The sequence below is a fragment of the Qiania dongpingensis genome (assembly GCF_014337195.1).
Taxonomy (GTDB): Bacteria; Bacillota; Clostridia; order Lachnospirales; family Lachnospiraceae; genus Lientehia; species Lientehia dongpingensis.
Genome location: NZ_CP060634.1, coordinates 2,519,727 through 2,536,627, shown reverse-complemented (window position 1 = coordinate 2,536,627; position 16,901 = coordinate 2,519,727). Strand labels below are relative to the sequence as shown.

General features: G+C 49.2%; 15 protein-coding genes. 3 read left to right on the top strand and 12 right to left on the bottom strand.

Features of this window, described 5'->3' with window-relative positions; translation table 11 throughout:
• Positions 1-6: 6 nt before the first annotated feature.
• Both H9Q78_RS11820 and uvrB read right to left on the bottom strand, forming a co-directional pair.
• Entirely contained in the window at positions 7-819 is an 813-nt protein-coding gene (locus tag H9Q78_RS11820) for a hypothetical protein (RefSeq protein WP_249301926.1), read from the bottom strand.
• 105 nt (positions 820-924) lie between these two features.
• Positions 925-2,919, bottom strand: a complete 1,995-nt coding sequence (gene uvrB, locus H9Q78_RS11815) for an excinuclease ABC subunit UvrB (RefSeq protein ID WP_249301925.1) — start codon at positions 2,917-2,919, stop codon at positions 925-927.
• Between the two features lie 412 nt (positions 2,920-3,331).
• On the opposite strand from uvrB, the gene H9Q78_RS11810 reads away from it, so the two are divergent.
• Positions 3,332-3,784 (top strand): MarR family winged helix-turn-helix transcriptional regulator, encoded by a 453-nt coding sequence (locus H9Q78_RS11810; RefSeq protein WP_249301924.1) that lies wholly within the window; start codon positions 3,332-3,334, stop codon positions 3,782-3,784.
• Between the two features lie 2 nt (positions 3,785-3,786).
• Positions 3,787-4,386, top strand: a complete 600-nt coding sequence (locus tag H9Q78_RS11805; RefSeq protein WP_249301923.1) for a nitroreductase family protein — start codon at positions 3,787-3,789, stop codon at positions 4,384-4,386.
• Between the two features lie 334 nt (positions 4,387-4,720).
• Here H9Q78_RS11805 and H9Q78_RS11795 read toward each other — a convergent pair whose 3' ends face one another.
• From H9Q78_RS11795 to H9Q78_RS11755, 9 genes are all read right to left on the bottom strand, one after another.
• Entirely contained in the window at positions 4,721-7,438 is a 2,718-nt protein-coding gene (locus H9Q78_RS11795; RefSeq protein ID WP_249301922.1) for a sensor domain-containing phosphodiesterase, read from the bottom strand.
• 294 nt (positions 7,439-7,732) lie between these two features.
• Entirely contained in the window at positions 7,733-7,912 is a 180-nt protein-coding gene (locus H9Q78_RS11790; protein WP_249301921.1) for a hypothetical protein, read from the bottom strand.
• Between the two features lie 490 nt (positions 7,913-8,402).
• A complete protein-coding gene (locus H9Q78_RS11785; protein ID WP_249301920.1) occupies positions 8,403-9,605 on the bottom strand; it encodes a S41 family peptidase in 1,203 nt (400 codons plus the stop codon).
• 112 nt (positions 9,606-9,717) lie between these two features.
• A complete protein-coding gene (locus tag H9Q78_RS14505; RefSeq protein WP_283245049.1) occupies positions 9,718-11,094 on the bottom strand; it encodes a murein hydrolase activator EnvC family protein in 1,377 nt (458 codons plus the stop codon).
• 48 nt (positions 11,095-11,142) lie between these two features.
• Complete coding sequence (gene ftsX, locus H9Q78_RS11775; protein WP_249301919.1) at positions 11,143-12,051, bottom strand: permease-like cell division protein FtsX; 909 nt, start codon at positions 12,049-12,051, stop codon at positions 11,143-11,145.
• Positions 12,041-12,739 (bottom strand): cell division ATP-binding protein FtsE, encoded by a 699-nt coding sequence (gene ftsE, locus H9Q78_RS11770; RefSeq protein WP_147595009.1) that lies wholly within the window; start codon positions 12,737-12,739, stop codon positions 12,041-12,043. The genes ftsX and ftsE overlap by 11 nt, the downstream gene beginning before the upstream one ends.
• Positions 12,740-12,752: 13 nt before the next feature.
• Positions 12,753-13,841, bottom strand: a complete 1,089-nt coding sequence (locus H9Q78_RS11765) for a PucR family transcriptional regulator (protein WP_147595010.1) — start codon at positions 13,839-13,841, stop codon at positions 12,753-12,755.
• 207 nt (positions 13,842-14,048) lie between these two features.
• Positions 14,049-15,023, bottom strand: a complete 975-nt coding sequence (locus H9Q78_RS11760; RefSeq protein ID WP_249301918.1) for an ABC transporter ATP-binding protein — start codon at positions 15,021-15,023, stop codon at positions 14,049-14,051.
• Between the two features lie 206 nt (positions 15,024-15,229).
• Complete coding sequence (locus H9Q78_RS11755; protein WP_249301917.1) at positions 15,230-15,520, bottom strand: hypothetical protein; 291 nt, start codon at positions 15,518-15,520, stop codon at positions 15,230-15,232.
• A 230-nt stretch (positions 15,521-15,750) separates the two neighbouring features.
• Here H9Q78_RS11755 and H9Q78_RS11750 point away from each other — a divergent pair, with 230 nt between their 5' ends.
• A complete protein-coding gene (locus tag H9Q78_RS11750) occupies positions 15,751-16,197 on the top strand; it encodes a helix-turn-helix domain-containing protein (RefSeq protein ID WP_249301916.1) in 447 nt (148 codons plus the stop codon).
• A 223-nt stretch (positions 16,198-16,420) separates the two neighbouring features.
• On the opposite strand, the gene H9Q78_RS11745 is transcribed toward H9Q78_RS11750, so the two are convergent.
• Positions 16,421-16,888: a hypothetical protein gene (locus H9Q78_RS11745; protein WP_249301915.1), complete on the bottom strand. Its 468-nt coding sequence runs from the start codon at positions 16,886-16,888 to the stop codon at positions 16,421-16,423.
• Between the last annotated feature and the right edge of the window lie 13 nt (positions 16,889-16,901).

The window sequence follows — 16,901 nt, the reverse complement described above, 5'->3', positions numbered from 1 at the left end:
GTCTTTTCACCTGTCCAATTCCCAATATTCTTCCCTGGTAACAAAAGACGGTTCCAGATACAATATGCTGAAACTGTCCTCTCCATCTTTGATCTCTGCCGCGTACTCAGCAGCAGACTCCAGTGCCGGCTTAACCAGCTCGATGAATAAGTGCGTTACTGAGCTGTCCTTTTCCAGAAGAGAAGGAACCTCTTCCTCCGTGACATATACAAACACGTCATTCGGATCAATCCCTTTCTCTGCGCAGACCTTCTCTATTTCCCGGAGGAAGAGTGAATCATCTGTGGAGCCGGAGCCGGATACCGCCGCACATTTCCCAAATCTTTTCTTTCCGCCCACAACAAGTTCATCCAGAACTTCTTCGATCCTGGCATAATCATATGAAATATAGATTGCCTTGTAAATTCCCTCCGGCGGTATCATCGCCAGCGCGATCTCGTCGGAAGGAGAATGATTGAAGATGAGCACCGGTGTCTCCTCCGATACTTCCTTCACGATCTTTTCCGCTTTCTCCTTATCCATCGGAGCCGCCATGATGATATCAGCGCGCTCGCCTCTCAGTTCTTCCAGGCTTCCGGTGATGACCGTGATCCCTTTCGCCTCCAGACATGCAGTCAGATAAGGAGCGAACTTTGTCATGATTGCTTCATCATCACCCGTCAGACATAGTCCTGCCCGGAATCCCATTTCTTCATTCGCAGCGGAGCGTCCGTCTTTTAATGCCGGAGAACCGCCTTTTATTTCTTTTTCATCACAACCCAGCAGAAAACATAAAACCAAAACCGTTATGCACGCAGAGATCCTGCGCCTCCTTTTCACATTCATTCCCTCATCTCAATCTCAGTGATCACTGAATCCTTTTTTCCCCGGCGTTTTCTGCTTTTTCAATACTCTTGTTTCTCAATCCCCCATACGGCCGGCCTGTCAGGCCTCCGCCGAATATAACTGCTTCTTTAAAAGCATCATCTGATCTCTCAGCTCGGCCGCCTGCTCAAAGTCAAGTTCCGCCGCCGCCTGCTGCATCTTTTTCTGAATGCTCCCGATCAGCTTTTGAAGCTCCTTGCTGCTCATGGACTCCGGATCTTTATCCAGCTTAATGCCACGCGCAGGTTTTTCCTCCGACTTGGAAATACTGATCAGATCCCTTACCGCCTTTTTAATGGACGTCGGCGTGATGCCGTGCGCCTCATTGTATTCCTGCTGGATCTTCCGCCGCCGCTCTGTCTCATCTATGGCCACGCGCATGGAGTCTGTGATCCTGTCCGCATACATGATGACATGTCCGTCCGCGTTCCGGGCCGCCCTGCCAATGGTCTGTATAAGAGAGGTTTCCGAACGCAGGAAGCCTTCCTTATCTGCATCCAGTATGGCCACCAGTCCGATCTCCGGTATATCCAGCCCCTCCCGGAGCAGGTTGATTCCCACCAGGACATCGAACATATCCAGTCTCATATCCCGGATGATCTCACTCCGTTCCAATGTATCTATATCAGAATGCAGATATTTGACACGGATTCCAACCTCCCGCATATAATCGGTCAGATCCTCCGCCATCCGCTTTGTCAGGGTCGTCACCAGGACCTTCCGCTTCTTTTCTACTTCTTGATTTACCTCGGAGACCAGGTCGTCGATCTGTCCTCCCACTGGCCGCACCTCTACTCTGGGATCCAGAAGCCCGGTAGGACGGATGATCTGCTCCGCGCGCAAAAGCTCATGATCCGCTTCATACGCGCCCGGAGTGGCGGACACGAACAGAAGCTGATTGATCCGTTCCTCAAACTCTGAAAAATTAAGAGGACGGTTGTCCAGGGCGGAGGGAAGACGGAATCCAAATTCCACGAGAGTCGTCTTCCTGGACCGGTCCCCCGCGTACATTCCCCGAATCTGAGGGATGGTAATATGAGATTCATCTATCATGATCAGGAAATCGTCCGGGAAATAATCAAACAACGTGCACGGCGGCACTCCCGGCTCCTGCCCGGTAAGGTGCCTCGAATAGTTCTCTATGCCGGAGCAAAATCCGGTCTCCTTCATCATCTCGATATCAAAATTGGTCCGTTCCGAGATTCTCTGGGCCTCCAAAAGCTTGTCCTCACTCCGGAAATATGCCACCTGCGCCTTCAGCTCCTCAGCGATGGTTTCAGCCGCCTCCAGCATCTTATCCCTGGGGACTACGTAATGGGATGCCGGAAAGATGGCGATATGCTCCAGGCGGCTCTTCGCCTCACCTGTCAACGGATCTATCTCCGTGATCCGGTCCACTTCATCACCGAAAAATTCAATACGGTAAGCGACTCCGTCGCAGTAGGCCGGATATACCTCCAGCACATCGCCTCTCACCCGGAAAGCGCCTCGTTTGAAATCCATGTCGTTCCTGTTGTATTGGATCTCAATCAGCTTGTGCACCACCTCATCCCTGTCACGGATCATGCCGGGCCTCAGGGATATCACCATGTTCTTATAATCGATGGGGCTTCCCAGGCCATAAATACAGGAAACGGAAGCAATGATGATCACATCCTCCCTCTCCGACAGTGCCGCCGTCGCCGAATGGCGGAGCTTATCGATCTCGTCATTGATGGAGGAATCCTTTTCTATATAAGTATCCGTGGAAGGCACATAGGCCTCCGGCTGGTAATAGTCATAGTAGGACACAAAATATTCCACCGCATTGTTGGGAAAAAATTCCTTGAACTCCCCATATAGCTGCGCCGCCAGCGTTTTGTTGTGTGCAATGATGAGCGTCGGCTTCTGAAGCTCCTGGATCACGTTGGCCATCGTAAAGGTTTTTCCGGATCCTGTGACACCCAGCAAAGTCTCAAACTGGTTCCCTTCCTTAAATCCCTGGACCAGTTCTTTTATAGCCTGCGGCTGATCGCCGGTAGGAGTGTATTCTGACACCAATTCAAATTTGTTCACCGCAGCAAACCTCCTTACTGTTTATACTGCCTCCGGAAGCTTCTTGCATGAATCCCCAATTCCTGCATATACCCGCCAAAAACAACATAAAACCCTCAATGGTATAGTATACCATAGTTCATCCCATATTAACACGCTACGCGTTAAAAACCCATGCCGCAGAAAAACAGATCCGTCTGCCGCCCTCAGAACATACGTTCATTTACCAGTATAACTGCTATTCCCTTTCACGTCAATAGGCGAAAATCCGGCGGCTGTAACGGATCTGCGCCGACCATCAGAGCTAAAAAAGAGCGTTCGGAAAAGGTATATTTCCAGGTAATCTTTAGAGCTTGAAATAGAATCAGAAGTATGCTATACTTTCATAAGTAAATTAATTGACAGTAAATAAATAGACAAAGGACAGTGAGTTATGACTAAGGAAGATAAGAAAAACGCATATTTGTATTGTAAGTTCAGAGACGAGCAATTTGCCTTATATGACGAATACGCCAAACGCCACGGGATGCTGATGAAAACACTGTTGGTCGTCAATGCCCTCTTTTATGCAGAGGGCGGAATGACGCAGACAGAAATATGCAGGCGAACATTTCAGTCAAAGCAAACGGTGAATTTAATCATCAAAAATCTTCTGGCCGATCACTATGTCACCGTTACGGAAATGCCGGAAAACAAGAGAAACAAAACCGTAAGGATGACAGAGGCCGGCCGGGCATATTGTGAAAAGGTAGTTCGTCATATCACATGGGCAGAGGACACGGCGATGTCAATGTTTACAGCAGAGGAACAAAAGCGGCTTATTGATTTGTCAAGGACATTTACCAGGAACCTCACCATGCTGGTGAACCAAGAAACGGAGAATTAAAAATGGAATTTTACGATGTGATCAACAAGAGAAAAAGTATTCGCCAATTTGCAGATAAAGAGATCCCGCAAGAGATATTGGAACGGATTTTGGATGCAGGGTTAAAAGCGCCTTCTTCCAATCATCAAAGAAGATGGGAATTGGTGACGCTGACAGAAAAGGCCGTCATTATGGAGCTGGCTAAATTTATCCGCCCTTACCCCTGCCGGATTCAGGAACCAAAAACTCCGCAGCAGGAGATGTTTAAGATCGCTTATCCGCGCCAGCGCAGCATGATCGAAGAATCTGCCTGCGTGATTTTGCCCTGCTTCAAACAGAAGTATACCTTTGACAATGATAAAAACGGCTACGGCCTTATGGATTACGGCGCAGCATGGGCTCTGATAGAAAACATGCTTCTGGCGGCAACCGCCGAGGAGTTGGGCTCTGTCGTACACATCCCTGTCAAAAAGGAGCCGGAACAGATCAAAACGTTTATGAAGATCCCCGATAGCTACTACCTGCCTGCCATGGTTATTCTCGGTTATGCGGCAAAGGATGCGCTCCTGCCTTCACAGGTCAAAGCAACAGTGGAAAACAAAGTTCACTGGAACAGGTGGTGATTCAGCAAAAAGAGGTGCAGAACAATGGGGAACCTTTTTAGATGTAAAGGTTTGGCCGGCGATCAAGAATCCCAGCAAATATGCAGGCAAAGAACTGTTCATCGGTTCCGTCACAGACCCCTATCTGCCGCAGGGGGAACAATACGGGCGCACACGCGCTTTGCTGGAGCAGCTTCAGGGCAGCGGCGCAAAGCTGAATTTAGTAAACAGCTTGCGGGACAAGCTATTAACCGTATGGAACGCTTCTCCGATACCCCGTCGTTTTGGGCGGTTATGGCTGCTGAGAAAAAATGAAACGGACCGGTACAGCGGGATTGAAAAGCAAATCGTATCCTTACTGCAGATATTCCTTCTCATATTCCTCGATTGGAATCGGCTCGCTGAACAGATATCCCTGAACCAGTTCTACACCGCAGGATTTTAAAGCTTCCAGCTGCTCTTCCTTTTCAATTCCCTCCGCCACCAGTTTAATCTTCATCTTCTTACAGATATCCACGATCGCTTTTATGATCTCCCGGGTTTTCCCATTCTCGGCCACATCCCTCACCATGCTCCTGTCCAGCTTGAGAACATCAAATTCCACGGCCGAAAGCAGGGACAGATTGGCGTAATTGGTGCCAAAATCGTCGATTGTCACCCCGAAGCCTTCCCCGCGAAGTGCCGTTATCAGCCGGCTGATATCCGTCCCTTCCACATCTCCCACATATTCCGTAATCTCAATTTCCAGATGCGTAGGCGATATGCCGTGCTTCTGGCAGATTTCCTTCAGCCTCTCCAGAAAATTTGGCTGTGTCAGAGAAAAGCGGGAGAAATTGACCGACACCGGGACACTCCGCTTTCCACCCTCCAGCCATTCTTTGATCTTCGCACAAACGAGATCAAATACATAAAAGTCAATCTGGCTGATGGTCTTCGCTTCTTCCAGTACAGGAAGGAAATGTCCAGGCAGGACCAGGCTTCCATCCTTTGACAGATATCGAATCAGTGCTTCCGCACCGACTGCAGTGCGGTCGGAAGAAGATATCTTCGGCTGAAGATAGACCACAAACTGCTGCTTATCGATTTCTCCCTGCAGCACCACCGGATTTGCCAGCTGCAGTACTTCGTCACTATGATGGCGGTATCTGCCCGCTTTTTTGTTCTTTCTGTAAAACAGTTTCTTGTCTTCGTACATACTGGCATCCGCGTCTGCCACGATCTGGTTGATATTCAGTGCGGAATCAGACCACCGGCTCCCTATCGCTGCCCTGCATTCATCCTCATATTCAAAGCTTCGCCTGAGCTCCGCCACTTTTTCCCCGAACATTTCCTCTGATATATTCAAAGAAATAATGACAAATTCATCACCGCCCACCCGGTAGCAATCATCTTTTCTGAATACGGACTTCATCTTATCTGCCGCCCGGATTAGCAGCCTGTCTCCTTCACTGTGTCCCAGCCTGTCATTCACTTCCTTCAGGCCGTTTACATCCAAATAAACAATGCCAACCGGACTGTTCTCCCGGGACAGCATCTCCAGATCTTGCATATATTTATTACGGTTATAAAACGATGTGAGGGTATCATGAAAGCTCAGTGTCGAGAGCTGCCGCTCATTTTCCGTCCTCCTATAAGCCAAAAGCAAAAAATAACACAGAGACTGGAGAGGCGCGCTTATATTCTCTATCTTTTCAGCCGGCGGATTATCCACTCCCAAAGCTCCTGTCAGAACTCCGTCAGTCTCCATTGGGGCGACCACGAGACTTTTGATATTCTGCACCTTGAGCGCCTCATATTCTTCCGGAGAACTGTCTTTGTAAGCCTCCACGTCCTCGATCACAACACATTTCTGCTCAGAAAACACCGGCAGCCAGCGGTCGATGATAGAAATCGGCAGATTTTGCAGCATCTCCTTCTGCGGCTCTACTCCCTGCCTGCACCACTCATAGTCGTTGTTCAGCATATCATCTTTGAAGCTGAATATGTAAGTACGCTCTGCCTGAAGGAACTCTCCAACCAATCTAAGGACTTGATCCACCGCCTTGTCCAGATCCCTCCCCTGATACAGTATCCTTATACATTCCACGACCATATTTTCCATATCAAGCGCATATTTCAGCTTTTCCTTCTCCGTCTCCACCTGAGTCATATCAAAAGCTATTTCCATCCGCGCTTTCCGTCCGTCCCACTCTATCAGCCTGTCTTTCAGCATATAGTGGCATTTCGTCAGAGGATTCGTGATCTCCCAATTATAATTCTCTCCCGGCTTTAACCTGCCGTTGGTGCAAAAAGAACAGGGAGAATCCATTCCCTGAAGGACCTTATAGCATTTTTTTCCGCTGATGTCGTCCACATGAAACGTTTTTTTGCCTGCTTCGTTAATAAACAAAAGATCGTAGTTCTCCAGGTCAGACACATAGATGAGCTCAGAAATCTCATTCATAGGCGCCTGTATCGCCCTTTCCATTTGGGAAAGACGCTCCTGTTTCTTTCTGTTCTCCGCTTCTGCTTCCTGCAGGACCTTCTGCCTCTTACTCTGAACCGAACTGAGCCATACCAAGGCGCACGCGACTACGATAAAAAATGCGGTCAGCGCCAAAGAGCAGATTTCCGCAATCTCCGCGTTTTTTTCTGAATACTGCTCCGCCTCCGTCACAGTCTGGTCCGCCAGCTCAAAGTATTCCTGGCTGATAACAAACAGGGCCTCCTTGTCTCCGCCCTGACGGACCGACATGATTGCCTCTTTCAATTCCTGAAAGCGGTCCTTCATCTGAGTCATCAGGCTTTGAAAGTCCTTGTCATTCAGCCGTATCAGCCCCAGCTCCCCCTCGCCGGTCAGCAGTTCTTCTATGATATCATCCAGGCGCCGAATGAGCGCATCATCCTGGGTCCCCTGCAGTTCTTCTTTGATCAGCTTCTGTGTGCCTCCGCGCACCACCCCCGCATAATTGATCACTCTGGCGTTTCCCTGCAGTTTTCGTATTGAAATAAATGAAAATATCCCCACAAACGCCACCGCGACGGCTAGTACGACAACGATCATTTTCCTCTGTATTGTACTGTTTCCAGTCATAATCTCTTCCTTCCGGGCCGGGCAGGAAATTCCACGCTAATTCCGCCCCTTGGCCTGTTATACATTAAATAAGTCCATGATACTCCTTTTTCATCACTTTGTATACCGATATCTTTCTGGGTACGATACAAGATACTTTTTGAAATCATTTCTTGAATTTCCAGCCAAATACCAGCAGAAGTTCCGGACCGTCACGATTTCGGTTCGCTGGCGATGCAGGGGCCGCTTTATCCCTGCTCCGAGAGTACCGCTCACATGTCGACGGGAAAATCTTTATGATTTCCCGTCTCCGGTTCACTCAGAAACGAAATCGGTATTTTTCGTTTCTGTCTCCCTCCGCCTGGGGAACACCGGCCGCTGCCCTGCGGCGCTCACCTTTAGGCCGGCCCGGAATCTTTCTGCCGGTATTCTTTCTGCCGCACCGTTTCGGATGACTTCCATCTCCCTGATTTCATTAAAGGATCGGATATCCACACAGCCCGCGCGCCTTATGGCTGCGGGCTGCAGTGGGCCGCCCCAATAGCTTTCAAGGCAATCGGAAAATACTTTGGTGCGGGAGGAGGAGCAGGAGGAATGATCCGATTCCATCGTAAGGCGAGCGCCGCAAAGGCGTTAGCAGGATCTTCCCGGCCGCAGGGAGGTAAAAACCGAATTTCATACAGGTTTTTATTGGAATCTGACATGGAAAAATATCGATTTATCCATGTCAGTTGGAAAGGACCGACTGGAGGCCGTAAAGATCCTGGTTACGGCTGCCAGCGAGCCGCCTGGATGGAATCGGATTTCCTCCTGTTTCATTTGATTGAATAAGATAAGTTTGTTTCAAAGATATTCAAAGGTGTACACTAACAGACGTCCGCCGCGGCACCGTGTACTAATTCAGGGCAGATGTCTCCATCTGCCCTGTGTCTTTTATTCCGTCATTCTGCCGATTTGCCGATGGCCGCGGATTCCGCGGGATTCCTCACTGCATTTTCCCTTTTATGATCTCCACAGCCTTATCCAGCTGATTGTCATTCTCGCCTTTTTCCGCCTCGATCACTACGTCCGGCTCGATCCCCACTTTATGGATATTGGTCCCATTCGGAGAATAGTAATTGGAAACTGTCATTTTCATAGCGGTCCCGTCTCCCAGAGCCACAATGTTCTGGACGATTCCTTTTCCATAAGTGGTGGTCCCTACTATGGTCCCCTTCTGGAAATCCTTGATGGCGCCTGTCAGCACTTCTGAAGCGCTGGCAGAATTCCCGTTGACCAGAACGGCGATCGGACCGTCATATTTCATATCCGCATCCGACTCAAAGGTACTTCCCTCTCCATTTTTATCCTTTGTGGATACGATGGTTCCCGCCGGAAGCAGATCATCGGCGATCTCTATCACACTGTCCAGAAGGCCGCCCGGATTATCCCGCAGGTCAAGGACAAGCCCTTTCATCCCCTGGCCCTCCAGCTCCTCCAGAGCCTGTGAGAACTGGGCATAGGTAACGCCGTCAAATTCTGTTATCTGGATATAACCGATGCCTCCGTCCAGCATCTTCCAGTCTACAGTATCCATGCTGACCTCCCGCCGTACCACATCCATGGAAACATAATCTGCCGCCGATTCCCGGTATACTTCGATATTGACCGTGGTCCCGTCTCCTCCGCGGATACTTGACACCACATTGTTGATATCTTCCTGGGTGATATCCACGCCGTCCACTTTATACAGTATGTCTCCCGGCTGCATCCCCGCTTCCTCCGCGCCCGAACCCCGGAACACGCGGATCACCGTGATCAGGTTCGTCTTAACATTCTGGCTGATCTGGACTCCGATTCCTTTATACTGCCCGCTGGAGGACTCCAGGAGCTTATTGTACTCCTCTTCCGTGTAATATACGGTGTACGGATCGCCCAGGCTGCTGATATAGCCTTTGTAGATGCCCTCCGTCATTGCGTCTTCATCCACGTCAAATAAAAAGCCCTGGTCTATCTTTCCTTTCAAAAGGCTCAGCTTTTTGTCTATCTCCTGATAATTCAGCCCTATTTCTTCACTCTTTGCAGCATCTTCCCGGTTCCTCGTCTCAAGCATCGAGTATAGTCCCCAGGTAGCCGCCGCCACTACGATGAGACTGCATAAAACTCCGGTCAGCAGTCCTTTCAGAAAGCGGTTGTCACGTCTTTCCATGCGTTATTCCTTCTTTCATTCTTTATTGCCCGAAATCCGCATCCGCGCGTAAATGGGCCGCATGCTTTTCCGTTCACTCATCCCCCCGCCGTCTGGCTCCCGTCCTCCGCTGTCATGGCGGCGATACATAATTCAGAGGGTTCCGGGAATAGGCGGAGGTGCTGAACCCTCCTACCCTTACCTCAAAATGCAGGTGCGGGCCTGTGGACCAGCCTGTGCTCCCGACCAGCCCTATGGTTTCCCCCTGGCTCACCGTATCTCCTGCCGATACCAGCAGCTTCTGGCAATGCATATATACGGTATAAGTACTGTTTCCATGATATAAGATGATCCAGTTTCCCGCCGAGGAACTAAAGCGGGATATGATCACCTCTCCGTCCGCCGCGGCTACAATGGATGCGCCTGCCAAAGCGCCGCCGGGCAGGGCGATGTCGATTCCGTGATGGTCGCTTAAGGTTCCGTCGGATTCACCGGTGATCGGATCGTCCCTTCCTCCGTAGCCGGAAGAAATCCTGCTGCAGCTGGGCACCGGCCAGATAAATCCGGTATTTACCACCGGCGGCTTCGTCGGCGCTTCCGTCGGGGCCTTTGTCGGAGCATCCGTCTGAGTCGGCTGCGTCCCTTCGCTGCTCTCCGGCTTCTCCGTGGAAGCAGCAGTGGGTTCTTCCCCTCCGTCTGCCACAAGCGTTGTCTCGGCCTCCGTCTTCTCAGCCGCGAGTGAAGCTTCTGCGCTCTCCTTGGCTTCTTGTTCCCGGATGGCCTCTTCCATGACCCGGAATTCCTCCAGCTCGCCTTTCAGCGCTTCGTCATAATCTGCCATCAGGTCCTGATTTTCCGAAATCTGCTCATTCAGGTTCTGAAGCTCTTCTGTTTTGGCCTCCTGGAGAGTCACTAAAGACTCCTGCTTTGCCACCGCTTCTTCCTTAAGAGCATCCAGGCCGGCATAAGCCGTCTCCAGTTCTTCCGTCTTATCCGCGATGGTCTGCTTCGTCTCCTGATAGGCAGTCAGCATATTCCTATCATATTCGGATATCCTGGAAATATACTCGGCCTGATTCAGGAAATCACTTAAATCTGCCGAATCAAATAAAAGCTCCAGGAAATACGTATCCCCTTTTTCATACATATACTGGATTCGGAGCTTCATCTGGTCATACTGCTCCGTCTCCGTCATTTTCGCAGCCTCCAGCTCCGCCTGAGCTGCCTCTATTTCCGCCTGTGTTTCCTCCATCTTATCCTGGAGCTCATTCAGGCTGTCCTCTGTCTGAGACACTTCTTCATTGATGCCTTCAATGTAAGCGCTGGCATCTTCTCTGTTTTCGTTCAGTTCATCCAGTTTTTTCTGTACCCGGTCCTGTTCTTCTTCAATGGCGTCGATCCGGTCCTGCCGGCTTTCCAGGTCCCCTGATGCGCGCACTCCGGGCATGCTTCCTGCCAGGAGAATAAACGCCCCTGCCAGGCATATCAATCTTCTGTACCGTGATCTCATTTTCTCCTCCATCAGCCTCTGTCCAGTGTATGCCTTGCCCGTCTGTCCTCAGGCCCTGAGGTGCTTCCGGACGGAAAAGAGACTGCCAAACAGGCCGATGCCAAGCCCAAGGCCCAAAGAAACCGGGACCAGCACCTGGAACACCTGGCCGACCGGAAGGAGCGTCAGGATCCTGGACAGGATACTAAGCCTGCTCAGGCAGAAACGGACAGCATATTCATACGCATAGTATACGAGGATCAGGGGAAGCCCCGCCCCCAAGAGGCCAATAATCAGCCCTTCCACCACAAAAGGCGCGCGGATCAGATAATTGGTGGCGCCTATCATCCGCATGATCTTGATTTCTTCTTTTCTCGCTGTAATGGTTATGGCGATGGTATTGCTGATGAGGAATACCGCTACCCCGAGGAGGATCAGGATGATCCCCGCCGACACATAGCCCACCACATTATTTACACTGGCAAGCCCGGTGGCCGCCATTTCCGAATAATTGACCTTTCGGACGCCGTTTATGGATTTCAGATATTCCACAAAGCTCCCCTGATCCTCAATATCGTTCAGATACAGCTCATAGGAAGCGGAATTAGCCAGGGGGTTGTCCTTTGCAAATCCCTCCGCCAGCTCCGGCGCGTCTGCGAAATAATCTGTTTTGTAGCTCTCCCACGCTTCTTCCGCCGACACATATTTCATATCGGCCACCTCAGCCCTGGCGGAGATCATGTCTCCGATGGACTGTATTTCTTCCTCCGGCAGCCCCTCCTCAAAAAATACGGTCACGCCGACCGTGTTCTCCACCATTTTCACCATATTCTGTACGTTCACCACAATGGAATAAAAGATGCAGAACAAAAATACGCAGGCCGCCATGGTTCCCACGGACGCCAGGGAAAATAATTTATTCCGCCGGATACTCTGGAGGCCCTGTTTTATACAATACCAAAACGTACTAATCCTCATTTCCGTACCCGCTTTCTTCCTTGTCATTCACGATCACGCCATGCTTCATCGTGACCACCCGCTTCTTCATCCGGTCAACGATTTCCTTGCTGTGCGTCACTACGACCACAGTGGTCCCCATCTGATTGATCTCCTCCAGAAGCTTCATGATCTGCCAGGCATTGCCCGGATCCATGTTTCCGGTAGGCTCATCAGCCAAAAGGATCTCCGGACGGTTGACCAGCGCTCTCGCGATGGCCACTCTCTGCTGCTCTCCGCCGGACAGCTGACTGGGAAGCGATTTATATTTGGAAGACAGCCCGACCATGGAAAGGACCTCCGGCACCCGTTTTCGGATTTCTCTGGTGGGGGTCACCACGACCCTCTGGGCAAATGCCACATTCTCGTAGACATTTTTATCCTTCAGCAGACGGAAGTCCTGAAAAACAACGCCCAGGCGCCTTCTGTACCTGGGTATCATTTTGCGCTTCATTCCAGTAATATCCGTGTCGCCGACACGGATATTACCGGAAGTAGCATCGATTTCTTTTAACAGCAGGCGAATCAGCGTCGTCTTCCCCGATCCGCTGTTCCCCACTATGAAAACAAATTCTCCCTTCTCGATCTTCAGGCTGATATCACGGACCGCTTTCGTTTCCCGGTCCGTAGATCTGTCATAAGTCTTGCATACGTGTTCAAACTCAATCATAAAAACCTCAATTCTAATTATCCAATGTCTCAATATAATTCATATATTTGACTACCATCAGTGCTATCTTAAATGTAATGGCATCTTCAAACACACGCAAATCCAGCCCCGTACTCTTCTGCAGCTTATCCAGACGGTAAACAAGCGTATTCCTGTGGATATAAAGCTGCCTCGATGTTTCTGACACATTCAGATTGTTTTCAAAAAATTTGTTAATTGTGACAAGCGTCTCCTCATCCAGATCGTCGGGAGACTTGCCGTCAAATATCTCCTTGATGAACATCCGGCAAAGAGATAAAGGGAGCTGATAGATCAGCCGGCCGATGCCCAGGTTGTTGTAGGCCACAATGTTTTTGTCACTATAAAAGATCTTTCCCACGTCCAGGGCCATCTTGGCCTCTTTATATGAGCGCGACACTTCCTTTACCTCGTTCACGATGGTCCCGTAAGCCACATGGACCGTCGCCATCGCCTCGGTATTCAGCATATCCAGGATCATCTTGGCTACTTTATCCATATCCTCGTAGCCCTCGTTGGACTTAAGCTCCTTTACCAAGATGATGTTTTTCTCATCCACAGCGGTGATGAAATCCTTCGACTTGGCGGAGAACATACTCTTCACCGTCTCAAGGGCCACCGTGTCATTTTCTGTCTGCGTCTCGATGACAAACACCACCCGGCGCACATTGATATCAATATGCAGCTTTTTCGCCCGGTTGTAAATATCCACCAGGAGCAGGTTGTCAAGCAGCAGGTTCTTTATAAAATTATCCTTGTCGAAGCGTTCCTTGTAGGCCACCAGCAGGTTCTGGATCTGGAATACCACGACCTTGCCCACCATATAGGCGTCATCCCCCGAACCTCTGGCCAGGAGAACGTATTCCAGCTGGTGCTCATCAAACACCTTAAAGAACTGATAGCCCTGAATCACCTGGCTGTCCGCCGGAGATTCCACAAAGGCCAGCACGGAAAACTCATATTCTTCCGCATCGGGAAACGTGGTCGCAAGGACCTTCCCCTCCGTGTCGCAGATACAAAGCTCGATCCTGGTGATTCCCTTTAAGCCCTCAATCGTATTCTGCAAAATCTGATTCGATATCATAGTTTCACTCCCTGATACATTCTCAATCCACATCTATTAGTTATATTTTTTATCTACACCTTGCAAACCCTTCTATTATCTTAATGCAAAATGCGTAAAAATAAAAGAGTTTTTTGGATATTTTTCATGTTTTTTTAACAGAAAAAGAGATTCGGCCTCTTTTCCCCCTGTTATTTCAGGAAAAAACGCCGAATCTCATTGCGCATATTACACAATAACTTTTTCTGTTTCTTTGTCGAAAAAGAACACCTTGGAGTCCGGCTCCGGGGCCATTTCCTCCGGCATGTCCTCATCCTCTGGAACATTACCCGCCGTGACCGTATAGCCCATCAGAACTCTGCGGCCGATACAGCCGGCCCGTTCCAGCTTCGGCACCCATTCTGACGGCACATCCAGGCTGAATTTATCTCCCAGGGCCTCCACAGCGGTATGGCCCTTTACAATCTTTACTTCACTGGTGTAAAATCCCGGTTCATTCATGAACTGTGCCACGAACAGATTGCACGGAGATTCCAAAAGCTCCTCCACAGTTCCTGCTTGTTCGATCTGTCCGTGATGCATCACGACGGTACGCGCGCCCATATGGGCCGCTTCCTGTGCATTATCCGTCACATAGATGAGCGTAGTGCCAAGCTCTTTGTATAATTCCTTAAGGCGGTTCCTGGCTTTCGCCCTGGCTGAAAATTCCAGATTCCCCAAAAGATCCAATAGTAAGAACGCCTCCGGATGGTGTACCTGTGCCCTTGCCATGGCCACATACTGCTTCTGCAGCTCCGTGAGTTCCCTGGGATAACAGGACAGCAGCTTTTCTATCCGGAACAACGCCGCAGTCTCCTCCACTGCCCGGCGTATCTCTTCTTCCGGCACCCGGCGAAGCTTCATGGCAAACGCCATATTATCATACACCGTCATACCCGGATACAAAGTAAAATGCTGAAAGATCATCCCCACATTCCGCTTCTGTATCTTTCCATCTTCCACAAGCTCACCGTCAATCCGCAGCTCACCCCCGCTGACCGGCTCCATGCCTGCGATCATCCGCAGCACCGTCACCTTTCCGGAACCTGAGGGACCTGTCAGTACCAGGAATTCCCCGTCTGCAATATCCAGATTGAAGTTCTTCACTGCCGCTTTTCCGTTGGGAAATGTCTTCGTCACATTCCGGAATGAAATATCTGCCATTCGCCAGCCTCCCGTTATCGTATATTTCTGTGCTTCTCCAGCCCTGATGCTTTGTTCCAAGACAGTTAAATTCATCATATCCTATCGCCCTGTAAAAAGCCATGACCGAAATCCACAAAAAGCCTTTTTACTCTTTAGCAACTTTGTACACCCGTTCTCACAACCGCCAATCGGCTCCGTACTTTCATCCGTTTTCCTGTAGACTTTTACCAAGAGTCTTTTTCGAAGCTGACCAGAATACGGCCGTTCTCCTCTTTTTTCAGCAGAGTACAGGTCACATGAGCGCCTTCATCCAGCCAATCCAGGATACTGGCCGCTGTCTGTACGTCGCATGGAACGATTCCTCCGCCAGATCCTGTGATTTCCACCAATTCCCACTCAGAAATCGTATCATACCGGCGCAGAATAGTCAGTAAAGAACCTTCCTCCCAGTTTTTCACTTGTGTCTCTTTCCCTTTTTGGGGCCAAAGCCAGGCCTGAAGTTCATAATTCTCCATTCGCTGTGTTCCTCCTTGCGCGGATGCGTTCCTAAAAAGCGCACTTCCTTTTTATTATAACATAATTCTGCTTAATTCGTTCTTGTTTTATACGTATTAATCCATTCTTTTCATTCCATTTCTCATATATGAGAATATTTAATATCCTGTGGAAGCAGAATAGCCGTAATAAAAAACAAATCGCCGGAAACAATCAATGTTCCATTTTCAGCAACGATAAAGGGGAATATATGGGTCAACAAAAGCAAAATGCCGGAGAACAAATCCAGCGGCTTCGCAGCTTGTGGGGATTATCCCAGTCTCAGCTGGCAGAAGCGATCGGTACTTCCGCTGATTATATCAGCGATATCGAAGGAGAGAGAAAGCCTCTGTCTCTTCGTTCTGCCTGGAAATTCTGTACTTATTTTGGCGTCGGCCTGGATGAATTGTATTTTGGAAGGGAATGGAAAGAGGCTCCGGATTCCGTAGCCGAACCAGAAAGCCCATACCATACGGACCATCCCGTTTCGTCAAAAGATTCTCTTTGGGAGATATTGGAAACCTGCACAGAAGAAGAATGTGAAATTTGTGAGAAAATTTTAAGACAGACCTTGGATGTCCTGAGGCAAAGTTCCAATGCTCCAATCGTATCAAAGTCCGATGAATATCCAGATGATGATTCCAGATATAAAGAATAAATGTCCTGTCTAAGAGGGGAAAGGCTGTCAGGCGTGTATGCTACACGGCTGACAGCCTTTTTATATGCCGCCGGTGAGATGAGGTTAAGGCCGGCGGCGACGGCTTAGCCGTCACTCAACTCCCTCCGCGGAAAAATAGAAAACCACGGTGGAGAATGAGGCAAGGTAATAAAAATGTTGCTACAAAATCATGTCGTATTAGAGGGATAGCTAAATGTTTTGATCAAAATGTCGACTCTGTGCTCAAGTAAATAGGTTCTGAGCCGGTAGTACCATAAGCAGTTCCGTCGAATACTAGTTTATAGGTATAACCACGAGAGACGGCATATTCTTTTTCTCTTGAAAGGTAGTCTCCTGTAGTTGTCAGCCCCGACCAAGTAATCAGTCTAGTAAAACTAGAACCCGACTTTTTGTATAAAATCAAATCACCTGTTATTTTAGTACAATTATTCATTCCTGAAATATACACATAACAAACTGCACCGGATCCATTATATGACAACGATAACGAAGTATTGCTGATATATGCCCATCTGGGAGAAGGTCCAATCAAATCATAACGAATGGGATCTTCCGTAGTTACACCGCTTTCGTCAATGACAACGCCTTCATCTTCAGAAGCATATGTAACTAATGAGAAACTACTTAACAAAACTATACACATTAAACATAACCAATAATGCTTTTTCACTTTTAATGTTCCT